Genomic DNA, 20,098 nt, shown 5'->3' on the forward strand with positions numbered 1-20,098 from the left:
CGCATGAACACCGTTGCCGAACCGTTGCTGCGGCTAGCCGCGCGCGTCGACGAGATCCAGCCTTTCTACGTCATGGAACTGGCGAAGGAAGCCGCGAAGCTCGAACGCGCTGGACGCGACATCATCCACATGGGTATCGGCGAGCCGGACTTCACGGCACCCGAGCCCGTCGTCGAGGCCGCCGCCGCCGCGCTGCGCCGCGGCGTCACCCAATACACGAGCGCGCTCGGCATCCACGCGCTGCGCGAGGCGATCGCCGCGCACTACCAGCACGCGTACGGCCTCACGGTCGACCCCGCGCGCATCGTCGTGACGGCCGGCGCCTCGGCGGCGCTCCTGCTCGCCTGCACTGCGCTCGTCGACCGCGACGACGAAGTGCTGATGCCCGACCCCTGCTATCCGTGCAACCGCCACTTCGTGGCCGCCGCGGAAGGCAAGCCGGTGCTCGTGCCGAGCGGCCCGGAAGCACGCTTCCAGCTGACCGCCGCCGATGTCGAGCGCCTGTGGTCGCCGCGCACGCGCGGCGTGCTGCTCGCCTCGCCGTCGAACCCCACCGGCACCTCGATCGAGCCCGACGAGCTCAAGCGCATCGTGCAAAGCGTGCGTGCGCGCGGCGGCTTCACGATCGTCGACGAAATCTATCAAGGCCTGTCGTACGACACGCCGCCCGTCTCCGCGCTGTCGTTCGGCGACGACGTGGTGACCGTCAACAGCTTCTCGAAGTACTTCAACATGACCGGCTGGCGTCTGGGCTGGCTCGTGGTGCCGCCCTCGCTGGTCGGCGCATTCGAAAAGCTCGCGCAGAACCTGTTCATCTGCGCCTCGGCGCTCGCGCAGCATGCCGCGCTCGCCTGCTTCGAGCCGGACACGCTCAAGCTCTACGAAGGCCGCCGGCTCGAATTCAAGCGCCGCCGCGACTTCATCGCGCCGGCGCTCGAGTCGCTCGGCTTCACGGTACCCGTGATGCCCGACGGCGCGTTCTACGTCTACGCCGACTGCTCGAACGTCGCGCACCCCGCCGCCGGCGACAGCGACGCGCTCACCCGCGCGATGCTGCACGACGCGGGCACGGTGATGGTGCCCGGCATGGACTTCGGCGTCGCCGCGCCGCATCAGTACGTGCGGCTCTCGTATGCCACGGCGTACGAGCGCCTGGAGGAGGCGGTCGAGCGGCTGCATACGTTTTTCGGACGCTAATGCGCTCGTGGTGGAGAAATGGAAAAAGGCACCCGAGGGTGCCTTTTTTGTTTTGTCCGGTCGGTCAGCCAGAGACTCAGGCCCCCAGTTCGGACGAAGCGTGCTTCTGGGCCGTCGAGCTGGTGCTGGCATCGTCCTGAGCGGAGCCGCTGTTCGCGGACGACGACTTCTCGACGATCGCGTGGGCGTTGTCGAGCGTCACGTGCACGCGCTTCTCGCCGTTGATGCTCGCCACCTTCTGCGACGCGGACGTGCTGGCCGTGGTGGTGACGGGCGCCTGCGGCGCGTTGATCGGCACGTTGCGGCCGCGTGCGACGTCGCGCAGACGCCCGCGTTCGGCCATTACCTTGGCGCCGTAGCCGCCGTCGTCGGGCGAGGTCGAACCGACGTAGAGACGCAGGCCGCCCGGCAGCGAACCGCCGCGCGCGATGCAATCCTTGAGCACCAGCGCGCCGACCTTGATGTTGGCGAGCGGATCGAGCGCCGCGCGCTGGCCGCCGAAATACTGGAACTTGTCCGAGTGCACCTTCGACATGACCTGCATGAGGCCCTGCGCGCCCACGCCACTTTCGGCGTACGGGTTGAAGCCCGATTCGATCGCCATCACGGCGAGCAGCAGCAGCGGATCGAGCCCCACTTCGCGGCCGGTGTCGAACGCCGCTTTCACGAGTTCGCCGACCGGCTCCTGCGCCACCCGGTAGCGGCGCGCCAGATAGGTGGCGACGAGCGCCTGCTCGCGCGCCGAAACGAGCACGCGGTCGTCGCGTGCGTCGGGCGTGATGCGCTGGGGCGGAATCATGCGCGCGAGCGAGCCGACGCTGGTCGGCAGCGCGCGCGGATCGAGGCCGTTGAGTGTGACGGCGTCGAGCGTGGCGATGCCGCCGTTCGACACCGAGGTCGCGACCTTCGCGACCGTGCCGTTGGAGCCCGAGGGCGAGATGCCCGTGGTGCCGGCGGCGGCAGTCATACCGGCAACACCGGCATCGGGCGCGAGCGCCGTGGGCAGCATCGCGCCGTCGGCGTTGTCGTCGTTGTTCGTCGTCACGCCGGGGGGCGCGAACGAGGGCAGCGGGTTGCCCTGCAGCAGACGTGCAGGCCCGGCCTGCACCGCCGCCGAGACGAACGGCATCACGCGTGCAGCGAGCGTGATGCGCCACGTGGGCAGCAGCCAGACGGCGACCGCGAGCAGAACGGCACAGCCGCCAACAATGCTGAACAGGTGGTGGCTCAGGCGCGTGCCAAGACGCAGCAACGCGCGCAAGCCGGGAGCTCCACGCTCGTCGGCGCGCCACCACGATAACCAGGTATTCATCTACAGATCTCCCCATGTTGCATGATCCGGCTCAGGGGTCGGCACGAGGCAGACAGCCAATCGCAGGATCAAGACATCGCGCGCCCTGGCTGGTGCGGCAGCGATGTCGGGAAAACGGCAAGTTCGCCGTGGGTGGAACTCCTTTTGGGCAACCAGGCACGCAATGTGCGCGCGCCGGGAGTTCTCACGCGAAAAGCCAGCGCGAAGGGGCGCTGACGAGGACAACCAATCTAGACCGTATGCAAGCCGTGCAGGGGTTCGGCAAAACGGCGACGCGTTGCGTCTGAAGGGCCGGGAAGGTGGTTAAAAATTTCAAACCCTGCAACCAGTGTGGACGGATTCTAGCAGCGTTTTATAGATCGTCAATACTATAGAATCCAAAAAACATAACCAATAGTAATGATAAACACTGTTCAATCCGGCGAAATCCGCGTCGTACGCGCGTCTGCGGGCGCTTATGCAGATTGGCACCCAGCGTGCGCTAGCCAACGCAGGTAAAATCGACAATCGTTACGCCGCGTCTCCCCGGCCAGATGCCTGATACGTCTTGATACGTCTGATACATCTGATACGGCGGCCGCGGAATCCGTGCCGCCGCCCCATGCGGCCCCCAAGCCGGCCACCCGTGTTGGCCACGATTGGTTCCCAATGAAATACAAAGACCTGCGCGACTTCGTTGGTCGCCTGGAGACGCTCGGCGAATTGCGCCGCGTCCCGCAAGCTGTCTCCCCGGTGCTGGAAATGACCGAGCTGTGCGATCGCGTCCTGCGCGCCGGCGGCCCGGCCCTGCTCTTTGAGAATCGTTCGACGCACGCATTCCCGGTGCTCGGCAATCTGTTCGGCACGCCCCGGCGCGTCGCGCTCGGCATGGGCATCGACGCGCCGGAAAGCGGCGGTGACGGCGCGGCGCTCGAGTCGCTGCGCGACGTGGGGCGTCTGCTCTCGGCGCTCAAGGAGCCCGAGCCGCCGCGCGGCCTGAAGGACGCGGGCAAGCTCCTCACGCTCGCCAAGGCCGTCTGGGACATGGCGCCGAAGACCGTGAGCGCGCCGCCCTGCCAGGAGATCGTCTGGGAAGGCAACGACGTCGATCTCGCGAAGCTGCCGATCCAGACCTGCTGGCCCGGCGACGCCGGCCCGCTCGTCACCTGGGGCCTCACCGTCACGCGCGGTCCCAACAAGACGCGCCAGAATCTCGGCATCTACCGCCAGCAGCTGATTGGCCGCAACAAGCTCATCATGCGCTGGCTTGCGCATCGCGGCGGCGCGCTCGACTTCCGCGAGTTCGCGCTGAAGAACCCCGGCAAGCCGTACCCGGTGGCGGTCGTGCTCGGCGCCGACCCGGCGACGATCCTCGGCGCCGTCACGCCGGTCCCCGACACGCTCTCCGAATACCAGTTCGCGGGCCTGTTGCGCGGCGCCCGCACCGAGCTCGCGAAGTGCCTGACGCCCGGCGTCGACACGCTGCAGGTGCCCGCGCGCGCCGAGATCGTGCTCGAGGGCTTCATCTACCCGCAGGCGGGCGAGCCCGGCCCGGCGCCCGCGGGCGCGCCGCCCCGCCCCGCCAAAGGCGCGAGCGCCGGGTACGAACACGCGCTCGAAGGCCCCTACGGCGACCACACGGGCTACTACAACGAACAGGAGTGGTTCCCTGTCTTCACGGTCGAGCGCATCACCATGCGCCGCGATGCGATCTACCATTCGACATACACGGGCAAGCCGCCGGACGAGCCCGCGGTGCTCGGCGTGGCGCTCAACGAAGTGTTCGTGCCGCTCCTGCAGAAGCAGTTTGCCGAGATCACCGACTTCTATCTGCCGCCCGAGGGGTGCAGCTACCGCATGGCGATCGTGCAGATGAAGAAGAGCTACCCCGGGCACGCGAAACGCGTGATGTTCGGGGTGTGGAGCTTCCTGCGCCAGTTCATGTATACAAAGTTCATTGTCGTGGTCGACGATGACGTGGACATCCGCGACTGGAAGGAGGTGATCTGGGCGATCACCACGCGTATCGATCCGGCGCGCGACACCGTGCTCGTCGAGAACACGCCGATCGACTATCTCGACTTCGCTTCGCCGGTGGCCGGCCTCGGCTCGAAAATGGGGCTCGACGCCACCAACAAGTGGCCCGGCGAGACGGACCGCGAATGGGGCCGCGCAATCGAGATGGACGCGGCCGTGAAGACGCGCGTCGACCGTCTCTACGACGAGCTCGGCTTCGGCCGCAGCTAACGCGATCCGGCGCAGCGCCCTCGGGCGCCATGCCGGCCGATTCATACGCGACGCCAGTTCGCGACGCCGCGCTTACCGCGTCACGCCTCGTGCATGGCATGAGCCGCGGCGCCAGTGAACCTGAAGGAGACTCGAGGATGATGCCCGCATCGGAGCGCCTGACGCAACTGAACGACCCCGCCCTCTTCAAGACCCGCGCGTACATCGACGGCGAATGGAGCGGCGGTGCGGCCACGTTCGCCGTGCTCGACCCCGCCGACAACGCCGAGATCGCGAGCGTGCCCGACTTCGGCGCCGACGAGGCGCATCGCGCGATCGCCGCCGCGAACGCCGCGCTGCCCGCGTGGCGCACGAAGACGGGCAAGGAGCGCGCCGCCATCCTGCGGCGCTGGTTCGACCTCGTGATCGAGCACGCCGACGACCTCGCCGCGATCATGACCGCCGAGCAAGGCAAGCCGCTCGCCGAGGCGCGCGGCGAGGTGATCTATGGCGCGTCCTTCCTGGAGTGGTTTGCCGAAGAAGCCAAGCGGGTGAACGGCGACGTGCTCGCGAGCCCCGCCAGCGACCGCAAGCTCGTCGTGCTCAAGCAGCCGATCGGCGTGTGCGCCTCGATCACCCCCTGGAACTTCCCGATCGCGATGATCACGCGCAAGGTCGCGCCGGCCATCGCCGCGGGCTGCACGATCGTCGTGAAGCCCGCCGAGCAGACGCCGCTTTGCGCGCTCGCGCTCGCCGAACTGGCGCAGCGCGCGGGCGTGCCCAAGGGCGTGTTCAACGTGCTCACCGCCGACTCCGCTAACTCCATCGCCATCGGCAAGGCGTTGTGCGAGAGCGACATCGTGCGCCATCTCTCGTTCACGGGATCGACGCCGGTGGGGCGCATCCTCATGCAGCAGTGCGCACCGACGGTCAAGAAACTCGCCCTCGAACTGGGCGGCCACGCCCCCTTCATCGTGTTCGACGACGCCGACCTCGACGCCGCCGTGGAAGGCGCGATGATCTCGAAGTATCGCAACGCGGGCCAGACCTGCGTCTGCACGAACCGCTTCTATGTGCACGACAAGGTGTACGACGCTTTCGTCGAGAAGCTTGCCGCCGCCTCACGCAAGATCAAGGTGGGCAACGGCTTCGAAGATGGCGTGAACCAGGGGCCGTTGATCGACGACGCGGCCGTCGCCAAGGTCGAGCAGCACATCCGCGACGCGACCGCCCAGGGCGCGAAGGTCGTGGCGGGCGGCAAGGTCAGCACGGGGCGCTACGTCGAGCCCACCGTGCTCGCCGACGTCACGCGCGACATGCTGATCGCGCGCGAGGAAACCTTCGGGCCGGTCGCGGCGGTGTTCCGCTTCAGCGACGAAGCCGAAGTCGTCGGCCTCGCCAACGACACCGAATTCGGCCTCGCCTCGTACTTCTACAGCCGCGATATCGGCCGCGTCTGGCGCGTCGCGGAAGCGCTCGAATACGGCATGGTCGGGATCAACACCGGACTCATCTCGAACGAGGTCGCGCCGTTCGGCGGCGTGAAGCAGTCGGGCCTCGGGCGCGAAGGTTCGAAGTACGGCATCGACGAATATGTCGAACTGAAGTATCTGTGCATCGGCGTTTGAAGCCCGCCTGAACCCGATTTGAGCCGCTTGCGCCCGCTTCCTCAAAGGCGGGCGTGCGCGGTACGCAGTCCATACCAACAAGAAATCGTTTTCATGTCTCACGTTTCCCTGCTTTCCGACGGCTTTTTTCTGTCGCTTTCGCTTTGCCTCGACATCGGTCTCGTCAACGTCGCCATCATCTCGCTCACGCTCACGCATGGTTTCCGCCCGGGCTTCTGGCTAGGGCTCGGCTCGTGTTTCGGCGACCTCATCTACGCCGCACTTGCGCTTGCGGGCATGGCCGCGCTGCTGCAGTTCCCGGCCGTGCGCTGGATCGTGTGGATCGGCGGCTCCGCCCTGCTGCTCATGCTCACGTGGAAGATGGCGCGCGAAGCGCTCAATCCGGCATCGGCGCCGCCCGTGGAGGGCGAAGCCGATAGCGCGGCGCCGCTGCCCAACCCGTGGCGCAGCTTCGGGCGCGGCGTGCTGCTCGCCCTCTCGTCGCCGAGTGCGATTCTCTGGTTTGCGGCGGTCGGCGGCGCGCTGATCGCCAAGTCGGGCGCGACGAGCGCTGGCGCGGCCTCGCTGTTTCTGCTGGGCTTTTTTGCGGGCGGGCTCGCCTGGACCCTGTTTATTTGCGGACTGGCCAGTCATGGCCGCAAACGTGCCGGCACCGGCCTGCTGCGCGCCTGCCACGTGCTTTCGGCCCTGCTGTTCGCGTACTTCTCGTACAGCGTGATCGTGCACGGCTATCGCGAAATGATCCTGCAGGGCGCGGGCACGTCGTAATCCGTGTCGGGCGCAGGGTGCGCCTCGCCGTGCGCTTAAGTCCCGATCGGCGCGCATCGATCTGGCGCGCCGTGCACGCGGCGCAAGCGAACGCCAAAAACAAACGGCGCAACGCGGCGTGAGCCGGCGTTGCGCCGTTCGTGAAACCTGCAGCCAGGCGGCGTGCGCCGCCCGTCATGCTCAATGACGGTAGTAGCCGCGGCCGTAGTAACCGTGGCCGTAGTAGCCGTGATGCCAGTACGGACGGCCGTAGTAGCCGTAACCACCGTAGCCGCCTACGACGACGGCAGGCGGCGGCGCGTACACCACCGGCGGCGGCGCATAGACCACGGGCGGGGGCGGCGGTGCGTAGACCGGCGCAGCATAAACGGGATAAGCGGGGGCCACCGGAATGCCAATGCCGATACCCACCGAGACGTGCGCCTGGGCCGCGCTGACGAACCCCACACCCAGCGCGGCGGCAACGATGAACGATACGGTCTTTTTCACTTCTCTTCTCCTGGCGGCCGCCAGCGGCGACGCGCAATAACGGGCACTGCCCACGCATTCAATGTATCGAAAACGGCAGCCGTCATTGGTAGCCATTTGTTTCGAATTGCAATCCTGTTTTGGGGGCGCTTAATAGCGCGTCAAGCCCGGTGGGCGCGGCTGCCGCGAAAAATCGCCGCGCCCGCGCCCGATCACGCCGCCATTCGTTACAAAAACCAGGGCGCTGTCATTGTTACCTGCTCGAGGGCATCGCGCGGCAAGTCTCCCGGTAATGTTTGATTACAAATTGGTTGACCGGGACTACGTTCGGACTGCGGCCGGCGAGGCTGTAAACGACGATGCCCGGTCCTGGGACCGGGCATCTCATCCGACCAGCCGGCGGCGCACAAACCGCCGGCCACGCGAGGCAAACTCTCCGCTATCCGACCTTCACGTAGGTGAACTCGCGCGTGACGTTCGGTGGCACGTAGGCGCCGCTGATGCGCACACGTGGCGTCAGGCGCTTCTTCTGATCCCACCAGCGGCGACGCTGAAAGGGCGTGAGAAACCGCAGATGCTTTCGGTAAGCGAAGATGCTCATGGTGAACTCCCCGAATCGGACTACCGACAGGAACAAACCCAATTGCACGGCTGCAACAACGAAACCGAAACGATGAAAAGTATTGTGCTCAGATTCCGAGACAAAAATGGCAGTGTTGCGCGATAGCCTCACGAGCGGCGTATATGCATAGCGCACTGTTCGTTGCGGCTTCCGCGTGCTGGGTTTGAGTTACTGCGCATAAGTGCGCCGCGAGCCACCAGCAGAAATCGTGCCGCGTCAGGCTACTCGCGCGACGTCGCGCCCATCACTGTCATTTGTAGTCGCACCGGCGGCGCGTGCTCAGTACGAAAGCGAACATTTCGGGCGCCCGCGCGGCTGCGGGGCAACACTCGCGCTGCGAGGCGCCTGACGAGCGCGGTCTGTCGGAAACACTGTAGCCGTTCGCGGAAAAGGCTGCCGTGAGTGCAGCCATTTTGCGCGGCGCGCACGCCGCAAGCCCCGGCCGCGGCCGCGCGCCATGCCCCGAGGCGGAATCGAGCGCGGATACTGACGAGGCGTAAGCCGTGTTAATGTGGCGACGGCGCGCGCATCGCAACGGCAGGCAACGCGCGCCCATGGGACTCACCGACGAGCACGCACAATGATCAAGGTCAGCATCCTCTATCCCTATCGCGAGAACGGGCGTTTCGACACCGGGTACTACTGCACGCACCACATGCCGCTCGCAGCGAAGCTCTTTGGCGAAGCACTCAAGGGCTGGACGGTCGACATCGGCATCAATGCCGGGCCGCCGGGCACGCCGCCGCCGTACGTCGCAGCCGGGCACTTCCTGTTCGAGACGGTCGATGCGTTCTACGCGGTGTTTCAGCCGCATGCCGACACACTCCTCGACGACATTCCCAACTACACCGACGGCGGAAATGGCACCATTCTGATCAGCGAGGTCATGGTGTCCGTCTGACGTGCTCCGCGTGGTTGAACGGGGCTAGCGGAACCCCGGCATGACCTTTTATCGGCCGCCACACGCCAAGCGCGCCGCCACCCACACAAGAAGGAAACAACACCGATGTTCGGCGATATCGCCCGCTTTCTGCTCAATACGGTCTTCACGCTGTTCGGCGCCTCCCTGCTGCTGCGTGCCTGGCTCCAGTACGTGCGTGTGCCGCCGTACAACCCCGTGACCCACGCGATCCAGCAGGTCACCAACTGGCTGGTGCTGCCGCTGCGGCACGTGATTCCCGGCGTGCGCGGCATCGACTGGGCGAGCGTGGTCGGCGCGCTGATCGCGGCCATTGCTTACGTCCTGCTGATGGTATGGATCGCGGGCGTGGACCCATTGGGTCTGTTGCCGACGCTGCTGATCGTCGCGTTGCTCACGCTCGTGAAATGGGCGCTCAACCTGCTGATCTGGCTGACGATCCTGATGGCGCTGCTCTCGTGGCTCAACCCGCGCTCGGCGGCGATGCCCGTGCTGTTCCAGCTGACGGCGCCGTTCCTCAACCCGCTGCGCCGCATCCTGCCGAACCTGGGCGGCCTCGACCTCTCGCCGATTCTGCTGTTCGTGATCGTGCAGGTGCTGCTGATGGTGGTCACGCGCGCGGCGGTTTCGCTCACGCTGTTCGGGATTTGAGGACGCATCGGCATACGGTCTGATGCATCTGGCGGCGCGCCTGGCGCGCCGCGTCGCTTGAGCGCGTCATTGCGCAACAAGGCCAAAAACGCGTAAAATAGCGCGCTCTGCGGGCGTCGTATAATGGCCATTACCTCAGCTTCCCAAGCTGATGACGTGGGTTCGATTCCCATCGCCCGCTCCACGTCGGCTTGCCGGCCTCTCTTCGAGGCCTGGGCTTTCAGACGGCGCCCCTTCCAGGACACCCCTGGAGCGCCAAGCCCGCCCGACCGGCACACGCCGGGCACGACCTGAATTCCTCCGTTGCACATGCACTCTGGCGCTCCTCGGGTCCTCCCGCACGCGCCGCGAGCAGGTCCGCCGACACGTATTTCGCACGACTGCCACATAACGACTCGCTGCGCGCCCTCTGGCGCACCAGTCCCCGATGGATCAATTTTTCATGTCCCGGCCGAGCGCGATCGCCCTGATCGTGCGCTCGCGCAAAGCCCTTCTCGACGACGCCGACGAGCGCCCAGCCGCCGAAGCCGAGCGCCTGCGCGCTGCGGCCGACGACCTCACGCGCCTGCTGTTCGACGTACGTGCCGGCCGTGTGAGCGCGTTCGAATTGAACGAACCCACGCGCATGCGGGTCGTCGTTTCAGCCGATTGAGATGTCGATGGATGCGTGGACCGGCGCGCAGCGAGGCGCTACGGGCACGCCTCGCCGCCTCAGCCATCAGAGCCGTGCGAGCGCGCTGATATAATGCGCGACGGCTTCGGAGCCGCTGGGCTTCGAGCGCGCCGCGCCCGCCTGCCGGGCCGAAGGCCGGCATCGATTCCGGCAAACGCGAAAGCGGCCCACGAGGCGTCCGGCCACTCAGGCCCGCATCGCCCCCGGCACCGCGTCGCCGCGAATAGCCCGGCCTGCCTCGCACCGAGCCGAAGGCGCAGCCCGCCCCCATTATCGACAGCCGCGACTTCCGCCGCTCTCACACCACCCGCGAAGATGAATCACGATCCCAACGACGCCGCCCGTCCCGACGCCACGCAGTCCGACGCACAAGACGCCGCCTCCGAAACGAACGAGCACGGCGACGCGCTGCACCACCGCCGCATCCGCAGCTTCGTGACCCGTGCCGGCCGCGTCTCGACCGGCCAGCGCCGCGCGCTCGACGAACTCGGCCCGCGCTTCGTCGTGCCCTACGCGCCCGAAGCCGCCGACTGGGACGCCGTGTTTGAACGGCACGCACCGCGCATCCTGGAGATCGGTTTCGGGATGGGCGCGAGCACGGCGGAAATCGCCGCATTGCGCCGCGAGGACGACTTCCTCGGCGTCGAGGTCCACGAGCCTGGCGTCGGCGCGCTGCTCAAGCTGATCGGCGAAGAGAATCTGGAGAACATCCGCATCATCCAGCACGACGCCGTGGAAGTGCTCGAGCACATGATCGCGCCGGCGAGCCTCGACGGCGTGCACATCTTCTTCCCCGATCCGTGGCACAAGGCCCGCCATCACAAGCGCCGCCTGATTCAGCCGAAGTTCGTCGCCCATCTCGTCTCGCGCATGAAGCCGGGCGCGTACCTGCACTGCGCGACCGACTGGCAGAACTACGCCGAGCAGATGCTCGAAGTGCTCAGCGCGGAGCCTGCGCTCGAGAATACGGCTGCCGACTACGCGCCGCGCCCCGACTACCGCCCGGTGACGAAGTTCGAGCGCCGCGGCCTGCGGCTCGGTCACGGCGTGTGGGATCTCGTGTTCCGCCGCCGCGCAGACTGATACCGGGAACCTTAAAGAAAAACGGGCGCCGTGATCACGGCGCCCGTTGCGTTGTTAGTCGTCCCAGCCTAGCCCGCCGCCATAGCCGAACAGCAGGACCACGAGACCGAAAGCGATCCGGTACCAGGCGAAGGCGGTGAAATCGTGCGAAGCCACGAAGCGCAGCAGCCAGCGCACACACGCGAACGCGCTGACGAACGCGGCGATGAAGCCGATGCCGAAGAGCCCGAGCCAGTCCACGGAAAGCTCGTGCCAGCTCTTGTACAGCTCATAAGCGGTCGCGCCGAAGATCACGGGAATCGCAAGGAAGAACGAGAATTCGGTCGCGACGCGCCGCTCGAGGCCGAACAGCATCGCGCCGATGATGGTCGAGCCCGAACGCGACATGCCCGGAATCAGCGCGAAGCACTGCGCGCAGCCCACCTTGAAGGCGTCGAGCGGCGTGATCTCGTCGATCGAGTTCACGCGCGCGCCGCGCTGCTGGGCCACCGGCAGCCCCTTCGGGCCACGCAGGCGGTTTTCGACCCACAGGATGACGAGGCCGCCGCCGACGAGCGCGAACGCCACCGGCACCGGTGCGAAGAGCACCGACTTGATCGTCTTCTCGAACATCAGACCGAGCACGACTGCCGGAATGGTGGCGACGATCACGTTGAGCGTGAAGCGCCGCGCATCGGGCCGCGAGGGCAACCCTACGACCACCTCGCCGATCTTGCGCCGGAACTCCCAGCACACGGCGAGAATCGCGCCAAACTGGATCACCACGTAGAAGGTCTTGACATACTCGCCATCGAAATTGAGCAGGCTGCCGGCGACGATCAGATGCCCCGTACTCGACACGGGCAGAAACTCCGTCAGCCCTTCGACGATGCCGAGAATCAAGGCCTTGCAGGTCAAAATCCAGTCCATCCCTTTTATCCCTCTTCTTTGAGCGTCGGCACGGCGCACGCCGCGCCGCACGACCGACGACGGCCGCGTGCGCCGGCGCTTCGTCGGCTTACTTCTCGACGATCTGCACGCGTATGCCGTTTGTAAGGATGGTGATTGTACCGGGTTCGTAGTTGACGCCGGCGAATTGGAGCTGTTCGGGCTTGAACGTATAGACGGGGTAATTGTTGAGCAGCTGGGTGGCGACGAGCGCGGCGACCGCGCTCACCTGCGGCGCGTAGGCGGCGGCGTTGCCCGCCATGTCGACGCCATCGACCGACGGCGAGCGCAGCACCACGGCGCGGTTCGCGCTGTCGTAGGCGAGTTCGCTCGACACCGTGAACGCGCCGCTCACGGGCTGCTGCATCAACGGGCTTTCGAGATGCGCGTCGAGCCGCACGGCCACGCGGTTGCGATCGGGCTGCAGCGTGACGACGGGGTTCGTGAGCGAGACGTCGATAATCTGCTGCATCGAGCGGTGGTAGGGAAACTTGCGCTGCACCGCGTCCTGCACCTGCTGCTGCGAAAACGTGTAGTGATCGGGAATGAACGGGAAGATCCCCGTCGCACACGCGCCGAGCGACATCGCCGTACCCGCCGCAGCGCAGGCTGTGAACAGGAAGGCGCGCCGGGAAACGCGCGTTGCGGTGTGGGCCATGCGAAATCTCCTTGTTGGGCCGGGACTGGCGCGCCGTCATTCTCGCGCATGGCGGCTGGCCGACGCAGTTTGCGCCGGGTTCAGCGCGCGGCTGGCGCTCATGGCTGGTTTTGCGGCCGGGTTTGTGGCTGGGTTTGTGGCTGGGTTTGTGGCTGGGTTTGTGGCTGGGTTTGTGGCTGGGTTTGTGGCCGGGTTTGTGGCTGGGTTTGCGCCTCGAGACGCGTGAGCCAGACGATGGCCTCCTCGCGCGACTCGCCGCACATCTCGAGCTGCGGCTGCAGCCCCGAGCAGCACGCCGGCCGCAGCGGCGAGCCGAAGATCATGCAGCGCAGGTCCTCGCCGAGTTGAACACAACGCACGCCGGCCGGCTTGCCCTGCGGCATGCCCGGAATCGGGCTCGTAATGGACGGCGCGATGCAGCACGCGCCGCAACCGGGACGGCAGGCGTGCCCTGAGGCATCGGCGTGAAAAACGGTACTCACTTCGGCTTCCTGGAACGCTGACAAATCGTGTCCGCGCGGCGGCGGACCAGACGGCATTGTGCCATCGCTCGCGTGCGACCTTTTTACACAATCGCTTCTTCCTACGCGCTCGTACACTTTGTCCATCTGGCGCTGTAGGACAAGGGACAGGCCACCTGTGCGCGGCGTTCCGCGGCGCCGGACGCTGCCCACCCGTGCGCCGCCCTTCCCAGTGAGCTTTGCATGAGCGACGCCGACCTGCTCTTTCGCCCCGACCTGCTTGCCAAATACGGCGCCAATGGCCCGCGCTACACGTCCTACCCCACCGCCCTGCAGTTCCGCGACGACTTCGATCCCGCCGACTACCGGTGCGCCGCGGCCGATCCGGGCGCGAGCGAAACCGACCTCTCGCTGTACTTCCACATTCCGTTCTGCGACACCGTCTGTTTCTATTGCGGCTGCAACAAGGTCATCACGAAGAACCGCGGCCGCGCGAAGCCGTATCTCGCGCAGATGATCCGCGAAGTAGAACTGCAGGCCGCGCTGTTCGACACGAAGCGCCCCGTTTCGCAGCTGCATTGGGGCGGCGGCACGCCCACCTTTCTCTCGCTGGACGAGATGAGCACGCTCATGGCCGCCACGCGCGAACGCTTCGCGCTGCAGCCCGACGACGCCGGCGAATACTCGATCGAGATCGACCCGCGCGAAGCCACGGCGCAGACCATTGCGCATCTGCGTTCGCTCGGCTTCAACCGGCTGAGCCTTGGCGTTCAGGACTTCGATCCGGTCGTGCAGAAGGCGGTCAACCGCATCCAGCCGCTCGAGCTGACCGTCGACGTCATGAACGCCGCGCGCGCGAACGGCTTCGAGTCGATCAGCGTCGATCTGATCTACGGCTTGCCGTACCAGAACGTCAAAACCTTCGGCCGCACGCTCGAGACGATGTTGCTGCTCGCACCCGACCGCATTTCGGTGTTCGGCTACGCGCACATGCCGCATCTGTTCAAGATGCAGCGTCAGATGGACGAAGCGACCTTGCCCACGCCCGCGGAGCGCATGGCGCTGCTGAGGCTCGTGATCGAGCAGCTCACCGAGGCGGGTTACGTCTACATCGGCATGGATCATTTCGCACTGCCCACCGACGAACTCGCGCGCGCCCAGGCCCAGCGCACGCTGCACCGCAATTTCCAGGGTTACAGCACGCGCGCCGACTGCGACCTGATCGGCTTCGGCGCCTCGGCGATCGGCAAGGTCGGCGACGTCTACGCGCAGAACGCGAAGGACCTGATCGGCTACGGCGCAGCCATCGGCGCGGGCAAGCTTGCGACCGCAAAGGGCGTGCGCCTCACCGCCGATGACCGTCTGCGCCGCGACATCATCACGGAACTCATGTGCAATCTCGAACTGCGCTACGACGAGTTCGAGGCCGCCTACGGCATTCGTTTTCCCGCAACCTTTGCGGCCGAACTCGAACGCCTGCGCGAGTTCGAACGCGACGGGCTCGTTGCGCGCAGCGCCGACCGCCTCGAGGTGCTGCCCGCCGGCCGCATGCTGGTGCGCAATATCGCGATGGTGTTCGACCGCTACCTTGGCGCGCAGCAGCCCGAACGGTTCTCGCGGACGATTTGACGGCTTGCCGGCGCCGCGCAGTTGCCTGGGCAGGCGATTTGCGTCATAATCACCGGCTACTTCGAGCGCCTGCAAGTTTGCGCTCGGGTGCGAAAAATGGGCAAAAGCACATTAGCGCACCCAAAGCAGCACCCAAACACACGCCTCGGTGGTGAAATTGGTAGACGCGCCGGACTCAAAATCCGGTTCCGAAAGGAGTGCCGGTTCGATTCCGGCCCGAGGCACCAAAACGCTTTCCGGCAATGCTCCGCCGGAAACCTGAAACCCGCGCAAGCTCAACGCTTCGCGGGTTTTTTGTTGCCGGCCCGAAGCCGGCACGCCCTTGTTTGGACCAGGATCAAGCGTCCTGCGGATGCCGCACGGCGTGCCGCGCCCCGCTGCTATCGTTGTCGAAGTTATTGAGATAGCAAACCGGGAGCGCACGATGGACCGCATTTTCATGGCGCGAGACGAAGCCATACGCATCCTCATCGAGGCCCACGAGTCCGTCTCCGGACGCGCCGCCGCAACGTTGATCCGCTCGAGCGCAGACCGATCCGCCAGGCTCGAAGCGCTGGAGCGGCTGCTGCTCGACGTGCGCGCGGGCCGGGTCGATGAATTTCGCACCTCGCCAGAGGACAGCACCTGCGTCTCGATCACTGACTGACGCAGGTCTGCCGCACGAGCCTCAACGCAAATTCGTCTGCGCCAGTTCCACCACCTCGTCGCCGCGCCCGCTCAGCACCGCACGCAGCATGTAGAGGCTGAACCCTTTCGCCTGCGCCCACTGCAGCTTCGGCGGCATGGCCAGTTCGTGCTTCGTCGTCACCACGTCGACGAGCGCCGGCCCTGCGTGCGAGAACGCCGCGCGCAACGCCTCATCAAGCGCTTCGGACGTCTCGACGCGCACGCTGAAGAGACCCGCGCCTTGCGCGATATCCGCGAAGTTGGTGGCCGCCAGATCGGTGCCCGTCTCCACGTAGCCGCCTGCCTTCATCTCCATGGCAACGAAACCGAGCGAGCTGTTATTCAGGACAACGATCTTGATCGGCAGATCAAGCTGGCGCGCGGTGAGAATGTCGCCGAGCAGCATCGAAAGACCGCCGTCGCCGGAGAGCGAGACCACCTGGCGCCCGGCATGCGCTGCCTGCGCGCCGAGCGCCTGCGGCATGGCGTTCGCCATCGAGCCGTGGTTGAACGAGCCGTGCAGGCGGCGCCGGCCGTTCATCGTCAGGTAGCGCGCGGCCCACAGCGTGGGCGTGCCAACGTCGACCGCGAAGATGGCGTCGTCCTCGGCGAGCGCGTCGAGACGCGCCACCACATACTGCGGATGCAGCGGCTTGCCGGCGGCCGCCGGGCGCGCGAGCTCGTCGAGCCCCTTGCGCGCGTTCGCGTAGTGCTCGCGCGCATGCTCGAGGAAGCGCCGGTCGGTCTTGCGCGCGAGCTTCGGCGTGAGCGCGCGCAACGTCTCGCGTACGTCGCCGATGAGCCCGAGCGCGAGCGGCGCGCGTTTGCCGAGCGCGGCCGCGTCGCGGTCGATCTGCACGATATTCGCGTGCTGCGGATAGAAGTTGCGATACGGGAAGTCGGTGCCGAGCATGACGAGCGTGTCGCACGACATCATCGCGTGGTAGCCCGAGCTGAAGCCGATCAGTCCGGTCATGCCCACGTCGTAGGGGTTGTCCCATTCGACGTACTGCTTGCCGCGCAGCGCATGCACCGTCGGCGCGCCGAGCGCGTCCGCGAAGGCCACCACTTCGTCATGCGAGCCCTTGCAGCCGCTGCCGCACAGCAGCGTCACCGCCTCGGAGCGATTGAGCAGCTCGGCGAGCCGGTCGATATCCGCCGACGAAGGCAAGGTCGCCGGACGCGCCGCCTGGGCCCATGCCGGCTCCTCGTCGGACGCGTCCAGAAGTGCCACGTCGCCGGGCAGCACGATCACGGCGACGCCCTTCTGGTCGATCGCGGTGCGCAGCGCGGTGTCGAGCACGCGCGGGAACTGCGAGGCGTTCGTCACCAGTTCCACGTAGTGGCTGCACTCGCGGAAGAGTTCGGTCGGGTGCGTCTCCTGGAAATAGCCGAGGCCGATTTCCGTCGAGGGAATGTGCGCCGCGATCGCGAGCACCGGCGAGCGGTTGCGATGGCAGTCGTAAAGACCGTTGATGAGATGCAGGTTGCCGGGCCCGCAACTGCCCGCGCACACCGCGAGTCGGCCGGTCGCCGCTGCCTCGGCGCCCGCCGCGAAGGCGGCGACTTCCTCGTGCCGCGTGTGCATCCAGCGGATCGTGCCGAGCTTGCGCAGGCTCGCCGACAGGCCGTTCAGGCTGTCGCCGGTCACGCCCCAGATGCGCTCGACGCCGACTGCCTCGAGCGTTTTCGCCAGATGATCCGCGATTGTCTTCGCCATGGTGTTCTCCACGTGAGCCGTATGGCGCAGCGCGCGCACCGGGGCCGGGCGCTGCGCGAGAAGAAATGTGGGGGCAAGGATTCAGGCGTCCGGGGCCTGCCACTGCGCCGGACCTGCGAATGCCCTGCGTTACGTTACGCCATCCGCCCGAAATACGCAGTCAAGCCGTGCGAAGCGGACAGGCGGCGGGCACGGCGGCGCGGACCACGTCGCCACGGATAAAATAGCCGGCTCTACGCTGTCCGCCGTCCGTCATGAATCTCGAAAGCATTCTCTTCAGCCAGGGTTTCGGCTCACGCCGCCAATGCCGCGCGCTCATCGCCGACGCGCGGGTCGCCGTTGCGGGCGAACCTTGCAGCGACCCGCTCGCCACGTTCGACACGGCCGGCCTCGTCTTCAGCGTGGACGGCACGCCGTGGCCGTTTCACGAGCGCGCCTACCTCGCGCTCAACAAGCCCGCGGGCTATGAGTGCTCGCGCGATCCGCAGCATCACTTGAGCGTGTTTCATCTGCTGCCGCCGCAGTTCGCGCAGCGCAACGTGCAGTGCGTGGGCCGCCTCGATCAGGATACGACCGGCCTCCTGCTGCTTTCCGACGATGGCCAGTTCGTCCACGCCTTCACGTCGCCCAAACGCAAGGTGCCGAAGGTCTACGTGGCGAGCACGCGCCATCCGCTCGACGACACCCAGCTCGATGCCCTGCGTGCAGGCGTGCTGCTGCACGGCGAGCGCGAGCCGATTGCCGCCGTCGCCGCCCACGCACGTGCGGACCACGAGCTGGCGCTGACCGTGCTCGAAGGCAAATATCATCAGGTCAAACGGATGGTGGCCGCGGCTGGCAACCGCGTCGAGGCGCTCCACCGCGAGCGCATCGGCGGCTTTTCCCTGCCCGCCGGTCTGGCACCGGGTGCCTGGCAATGGCTCGACGCCGCGGCGCTCGACGCGTTGCGCAACAACGGGTAAACCACCACCGGGCGGCGCGAGCACCCGCCGCTCAGTGCGTTGACACACCGATGCTTGCAAACAGGCATCGTTTTTGCCGCGCCGCAGCATGTCCTTGCCGAGCTTCCGCCCTATACTCGTCTCAAGAACGATTACAAGTTGCAAGGAGGGGCATCATGATCATCAACGGCTCATTCGAAATTTCATTCGTGTTGATGGCCTTCATGGCGCTAGGGGCGGTTCTGATTGGGGGCCTGCTCGCGTCGATGCATATGCGACATCAGTATCATCCGAACCTCATCGGGGCGCTCATCGGAGCGCTATTGTGCTTCCTCCTGCTCGAAGCGCTGCCGGCCATCACGTGAACGGCACGCTTTGCGCCGCGCCGCCCGCCCGCAGTCACGGGTGCGGCGGCAGCGTGCGCAAGAACGCATCTACGTCGGGATAACGCAAACGCACGCGCAGTTCGCGCTTGAGGCGCGTATTGGCGAGCCGTCTCGACTCCCGCATGAACGACAGCAAGACCGGCTCGAGTTCGCGCTCGGCCTCGGCGCGGCTCACGCGTGGGGCGCGCGCGAGGCCGACGGCATCGGCTACGCGGTCGAAATACTCGCCCATCTTCAGTTCGCTGTCGTCCGTCGCGTGGATCGTGCGCCCCGGGCGGCCGTGCGTCGCGAGGCGCAGGAGAATCGCCGCGAGGTCGTCTGCGTGGATGTGGCTCGTGTAGACGTCGTCGCTCGCGATGAGCGCCGGCGTGCGCTTCTCCAGCCGCGCGAGCGGCAGGCGGTTCGCGGCATAAATGCCGGGAATGCGCGCGATCGTGGCGCTGAGCGCGCCGCGCGCCGTGGCGCGGCGCAGTTGCCGTTCGGCCGACACCCGGCGGATGGCGCGGGCGTTGGCGGGCTGCACCATGCGTGTTTCGTCGATGCGCGCGCCGCCGCAATCCCCGTACACCCCCGTCGTGCTTGCGTAGACGAGCCTCGGGCGAGCGAGGCGCCTGCGCCGGCCGCGGGAAAACCGCCGGATGCGCTCGGGTACAATGACGGATGCTCCAAACGCTGCGGCATCGCCGACAGCGCTGCGGCGCATGCGGTCCACGAGGCAATGCAATGGGGGCCGCAAGGCGCGCGGCGCCACGCCCGCCAGCGCAGGCCGCGACACCGCGCGACGCCGCGCCGCGAGCGCTGCGATCAGGCGGCGCGTGCGCAGGTCGTCGTCGCCGGATTTTTGCGGTGGCGCGAGGTGCAGGACGGTGCCTGCCAGGCCCGCGATGCGCGCGAGACTCATGCGGGAATCGAGGTCGCCGCGCACCGGCGTTGCACCCGCGGCCCGCACCGCGTCTGCGCGCTCGGCACGGCGCGCGAGCGCGAATACGCGCGCGCGGTCCGGCCGCTCGCGCAACTGGGCGACGCCGCGCAGGCCGACGTCGCCGCAACCGACAATCAGGATGCGCGCACGGCGCAAGGTTCGTGTGGCAATCATGGTGGAACCATTTTAGCGGCCCGGGCCTCGCGGCGAAGGCCGGCAAGAAAACGCGGCAACTTACCCAAAGCGACCCGCGCCCGGAATC

General features: G+C 66.8%; 19 protein-coding genes, 2 tRNA genes and 1 pseudogene. 14 read left to right on the top strand and 8 right to left on the bottom strand.

Annotated elements, in window-relative coordinates; translation table 11 throughout:
* The first annotated feature begins 3 nt into the window (after positions 1-3).
* On the top strand, positions 4-1,197 hold the full coding sequence (locus AB4Y35_RS16990) for a pyridoxal phosphate-dependent aminotransferase (RefSeq protein ID WP_368705165.1): 1,194 nt from the start codon (positions 4-6) through the stop codon (positions 1,195-1,197).
* A 76-nt stretch (positions 1,198-1,273) separates the two neighbouring features.
* Here the strand turns inward: AB4Y35_RS16990 and AB4Y35_RS16995 are convergent, their stop codons facing one another.
* On the bottom strand, positions 1,274-2,509 hold the full coding sequence (locus tag AB4Y35_RS16995; protein WP_368705166.1) for a transglycosylase SLT domain-containing protein: 1,236 nt from the start codon (positions 2,507-2,509) through the stop codon (positions 1,274-1,276).
* A 648-nt stretch (positions 2,510-3,157) separates the two neighbouring features.
* Between AB4Y35_RS16995 and AB4Y35_RS17000 the strand changes: the two genes are divergently transcribed.
* From AB4Y35_RS17000 to AB4Y35_RS17010, 3 genes are all read left to right on the top strand, one after another.
* On the top strand, positions 3,158-4,735 hold the full coding sequence (locus AB4Y35_RS17000) for a UbiD family decarboxylase (RefSeq protein ID WP_368705167.1): 1,578 nt from the start codon (positions 3,158-3,160) through the stop codon (positions 4,733-4,735).
* A 137-nt stretch (positions 4,736-4,872) separates the two neighbouring features.
* Positions 4,873-6,342 carry an NAD-dependent succinate-semialdehyde dehydrogenase gene (locus AB4Y35_RS17005; RefSeq protein WP_368705168.1) on the top strand — a complete coding sequence of 490 codons (1,470 nt, stop codon included), beginning with the start codon at positions 4,873-4,875 and terminating at the stop codon, positions 6,340-6,342.
* A gap of 93 nt (positions 6,343-6,435) precedes the next feature.
* Positions 6,436-7,110 (top strand): LysE family translocator, encoded by a 675-nt coding sequence (locus AB4Y35_RS17010; protein WP_368705169.1) that lies wholly within the window; start codon positions 6,436-6,438, stop codon positions 7,108-7,110.
* Positions 7,111-7,290: 180 nt separating this feature from the next.
* Here the strand turns inward: AB4Y35_RS17010 and AB4Y35_RS17015 are convergent, their stop codons facing one another.
* Together AB4Y35_RS17015 and AB4Y35_RS17020 are read right to left on the bottom strand one after the other, a co-directional pair.
* Positions 7,291-7,599, bottom strand: coding sequence for a hypothetical protein (locus AB4Y35_RS17015; protein WP_069262732.1), 309 nt, complete (start codon positions 7,597-7,599; stop codon positions 7,291-7,293).
* Positions 7,600-8,017: 418 nt separating this feature from the next.
* Positions 8,018-8,179, bottom strand: a complete 162-nt coding sequence (locus tag AB4Y35_RS17020) for a hypothetical protein (protein WP_165822777.1) — start codon at positions 8,177-8,179, stop codon at positions 8,018-8,020.
* Positions 8,180-8,780: 601 nt separating this feature from the next.
* On the opposite strand from AB4Y35_RS17020, the gene AB4Y35_RS17025 reads away from it, so the two are divergent.
* The 5 genes from AB4Y35_RS17025 to trmB all read left to right on the top strand — a co-directional run bounded on the left by AB4Y35_RS17025 (position 8,781) and on the right by trmB (position 11,526).
* Positions 8,781-9,101: an EthD family reductase gene (locus AB4Y35_RS17025; RefSeq protein ID WP_368705170.1), complete on the top strand. Its 321-nt coding sequence runs from the start codon at positions 8,781-8,783 to the stop codon at positions 9,099-9,101.
* 105 nt (positions 9,102-9,206) lie between these two features.
* Positions 9,207-9,770 (top strand): YggT family protein, encoded by a 564-nt coding sequence (locus tag AB4Y35_RS17030; RefSeq protein ID WP_368705171.1) that lies wholly within the window; start codon positions 9,207-9,209, stop codon positions 9,768-9,770.
* A 109-nt stretch (positions 9,771-9,879) separates the two neighbouring features.
* Positions 9,880-9,954: transfer RNA gene (locus tag AB4Y35_RS17035), tRNA-Gly, on the top strand.
* Positions 9,955-10,212: 258 nt separating this feature from the next.
* Positions 10,213-10,422, top strand: a complete 210-nt coding sequence (locus AB4Y35_RS17040) for a hypothetical protein (protein ID WP_368705172.1) — start codon at positions 10,213-10,215, stop codon at positions 10,420-10,422.
* A 336-nt stretch (positions 10,423-10,758) separates the two neighbouring features.
* Positions 10,759-11,526 carry a tRNA (guanosine(46)-N7)-methyltransferase TrmB gene (gene trmB, locus AB4Y35_RS17045; RefSeq protein WP_368705173.1) on the top strand — a complete coding sequence of 256 codons (768 nt, stop codon included), beginning with the start codon at positions 10,759-10,761 and terminating at the stop codon, positions 11,524-11,526.
* Positions 11,527-11,580: 54 nt separating this feature from the next.
* Here the strand turns inward: trmB and AB4Y35_RS17050 are convergent, their stop codons facing one another.
* The 3 genes and pseudogenes from AB4Y35_RS17050 to AB4Y35_RS17060 all read right to left on the bottom strand — a co-directional run.
* Positions 11,581-12,435, bottom strand: coding sequence for an undecaprenyl-diphosphate phosphatase (locus AB4Y35_RS17050; RefSeq protein WP_368705174.1), 855 nt, complete (start codon positions 12,433-12,435; stop codon positions 11,581-11,583).
* 88 nt (positions 12,436-12,523) lie between these two features.
* The gene (locus AB4Y35_RS17055; RefSeq protein ID WP_368705175.1) at positions 12,524-13,111 is read right to left on the bottom strand and encodes a DUF1439 domain-containing protein; all 588 of its coding nucleotides are present in this window, start codon (positions 13,109-13,111) and stop codon (positions 12,524-12,526) included.
* A gap of 194 nt (positions 13,112-13,305) precedes the next feature.
* Positions 13,306-13,593, bottom strand: a pseudogene (locus AB4Y35_RS17060) (YkgJ family cysteine cluster protein); the annotation flags it as partial.
* 222 nt (positions 13,594-13,815) lie between these two features.
* Here AB4Y35_RS17060 and hemN point away from each other — a divergent pair.
* The 3 genes from hemN to AB4Y35_RS17075 all read left to right on the top strand — a co-directional run bounded on the left by hemN (position 13,816) and on the right by AB4Y35_RS17075 (position 15,847).
* Positions 13,816-15,201, top strand: a complete 1,386-nt coding sequence (hemN, locus tag AB4Y35_RS17065; protein WP_368705176.1) for an oxygen-independent coproporphyrinogen III oxidase — start codon at positions 13,816-13,818, stop codon at positions 15,199-15,201.
* A gap of 142 nt (positions 15,202-15,343) precedes the next feature.
* Positions 15,344-15,428, top strand: a tRNA-Leu gene (locus AB4Y35_RS17070).
* 197 nt (positions 15,429-15,625) lie between these two features.
* Complete coding sequence (locus AB4Y35_RS17075; protein ID WP_368705177.1) at positions 15,626-15,847, top strand: hypothetical protein; 222 nt, start codon at positions 15,626-15,628, stop codon at positions 15,845-15,847.
* A 21-nt stretch (positions 15,848-15,868) separates the two neighbouring features.
* Here AB4Y35_RS17075 and poxB read toward each other — a convergent pair whose 3' ends face one another.
* Positions 15,869-17,587: a ubiquinone-dependent pyruvate dehydrogenase gene (gene poxB, locus AB4Y35_RS17080; protein WP_368705178.1), complete on the bottom strand. Its 1,719-nt coding sequence runs from the start codon at positions 17,585-17,587 to the stop codon at positions 15,869-15,871.
* Between the two features lie 254 nt (positions 17,588-17,841).
* Here poxB and AB4Y35_RS17085 point away from each other — a divergent pair, with 254 nt between their 5' ends.
* Positions 17,842-18,549 carry a pseudouridine synthase gene (locus AB4Y35_RS17085; protein ID WP_368705179.1) on the top strand — a complete coding sequence of 236 codons (708 nt, stop codon included), beginning with the start codon at positions 17,842-17,844 and terminating at the stop codon, positions 18,547-18,549.
* Positions 18,550-18,704: 155 nt separating this feature from the next.
* On the top strand, positions 18,705-18,893 hold the full coding sequence (locus tag AB4Y35_RS17090; protein WP_042260822.1) for a hypothetical protein: 189 nt from the start codon (positions 18,705-18,707) through the stop codon (positions 18,891-18,893).
* Positions 18,894-18,927: 34 nt separating this feature from the next.
* Here AB4Y35_RS17090 and AB4Y35_RS17095 read toward each other — a convergent pair whose 3' ends face one another.
* Entirely contained in the window at positions 18,928-20,010 is a 1,083-nt protein-coding gene (locus AB4Y35_RS17095) for an NAD-dependent epimerase/dehydratase family protein (protein ID WP_368705180.1), read from the bottom strand.
* Between the last annotated feature and the right edge of the window lie 88 nt (positions 20,011-20,098).

Source organism: Paraburkholderia sp. EG286A, assembly GCF_040965375.1.
Taxonomy (GTDB): domain Bacteria; phylum Pseudomonadota; class Gammaproteobacteria; order Burkholderiales; family Burkholderiaceae; genus Paraburkholderia.

Bases quoted from the DNA above. Each gene is read 5' to 3' on its own strand.
- AB4Y35_RS16990 (WP_368705165.1), top strand. From the start codon at position 4: ATGAACACCGTTGCCGAACCGTTGCTGCGGCTAGCCGCGCGCGTCGAC.
- AB4Y35_RS16995 (WP_368705166.1), bottom strand. From the start codon at position 2,509: ATGAATACCTGGTTATCGTGGTGGCGCGCCGACGAGCGTGGAGCTCCC.
- AB4Y35_RS17000 (WP_368705167.1), top strand. From the start codon at position 3,158: ATGAAATACAAAGACCTGCGCGACTTCGTTGGTCGCCTGGAGACGCTC.
- AB4Y35_RS17005 (WP_368705168.1), top strand. From the start codon at position 4,873: ATGATGCCCGCATCGGAGCGCCTGACGCAACTGAACGACCCCGCCCTC.
- AB4Y35_RS17010 (WP_368705169.1), top strand. From the start codon at position 6,436: ATGTCTCACGTTTCCCTGCTTTCCGACGGCTTTTTTCTGTCGCTTTCG.
- AB4Y35_RS17020 (WP_165822777.1), bottom strand. From the start codon at position 8,179: ATGAGCATCTTCGCTTACCGAAAGCATCTGCGGTTTCTCACGCCCTTT.
- AB4Y35_RS17025 (WP_368705170.1), top strand. From the start codon at position 8,781: ATGATCAAGGTCAGCATCCTCTATCCCTATCGCGAGAACGGGCGTTTC.
- AB4Y35_RS17030 (WP_368705171.1), top strand. From the start codon at position 9,207: ATGTTCGGCGATATCGCCCGCTTTCTGCTCAATACGGTCTTCACGCTG.
- AB4Y35_RS17040 (WP_368705172.1), top strand. From the start codon at position 10,213: ATGTCCCGGCCGAGCGCGATCGCCCTGATCGTGCGCTCGCGCAAAGCC.
- trmB (WP_368705173.1), top strand. From the start codon at position 10,759: ATGAATCACGATCCCAACGACGCCGCCCGTCCCGACGCCACGCAGTCC.
- AB4Y35_RS17050 (WP_368705174.1), bottom strand. From the start codon at position 12,435: ATGGACTGGATTTTGACCTGCAAGGCCTTGATTCTCGGCATCGTCGAA.
- AB4Y35_RS17055 (WP_368705175.1), bottom strand. From the start codon at position 13,111: ATGGCCCACACCGCAACGCGCGTTTCCCGGCGCGCCTTCCTGTTCACA.
- hemN (WP_368705176.1), top strand. From the start codon at position 13,816: ATGAGCGACGCCGACCTGCTCTTTCGCCCCGACCTGCTTGCCAAATAC.
- AB4Y35_RS17075 (WP_368705177.1), top strand. From the start codon at position 15,626: ATGGACCGCATTTTCATGGCGCGAGACGAAGCCATACGCATCCTCATC.
- poxB (WP_368705178.1), bottom strand. From the start codon at position 17,587: ATGGCGAAGACAATCGCGGATCATCTGGCGAAAACGCTCGAGGCAGTC.
- AB4Y35_RS17085 (WP_368705179.1), top strand. From the start codon at position 17,842: ATGAATCTCGAAAGCATTCTCTTCAGCCAGGGTTTCGGCTCACGCCGC.
- AB4Y35_RS17090 (WP_042260822.1), top strand. From the start codon at position 18,705: ATGATCATCAACGGCTCATTCGAAATTTCATTCGTGTTGATGGCCTTC.
- AB4Y35_RS17095 (WP_368705180.1), bottom strand. From the start codon at position 20,010: ATGATTGCCACACGAACCTTGCGCCGTGCGCGCATCCTGATTGTCGGT.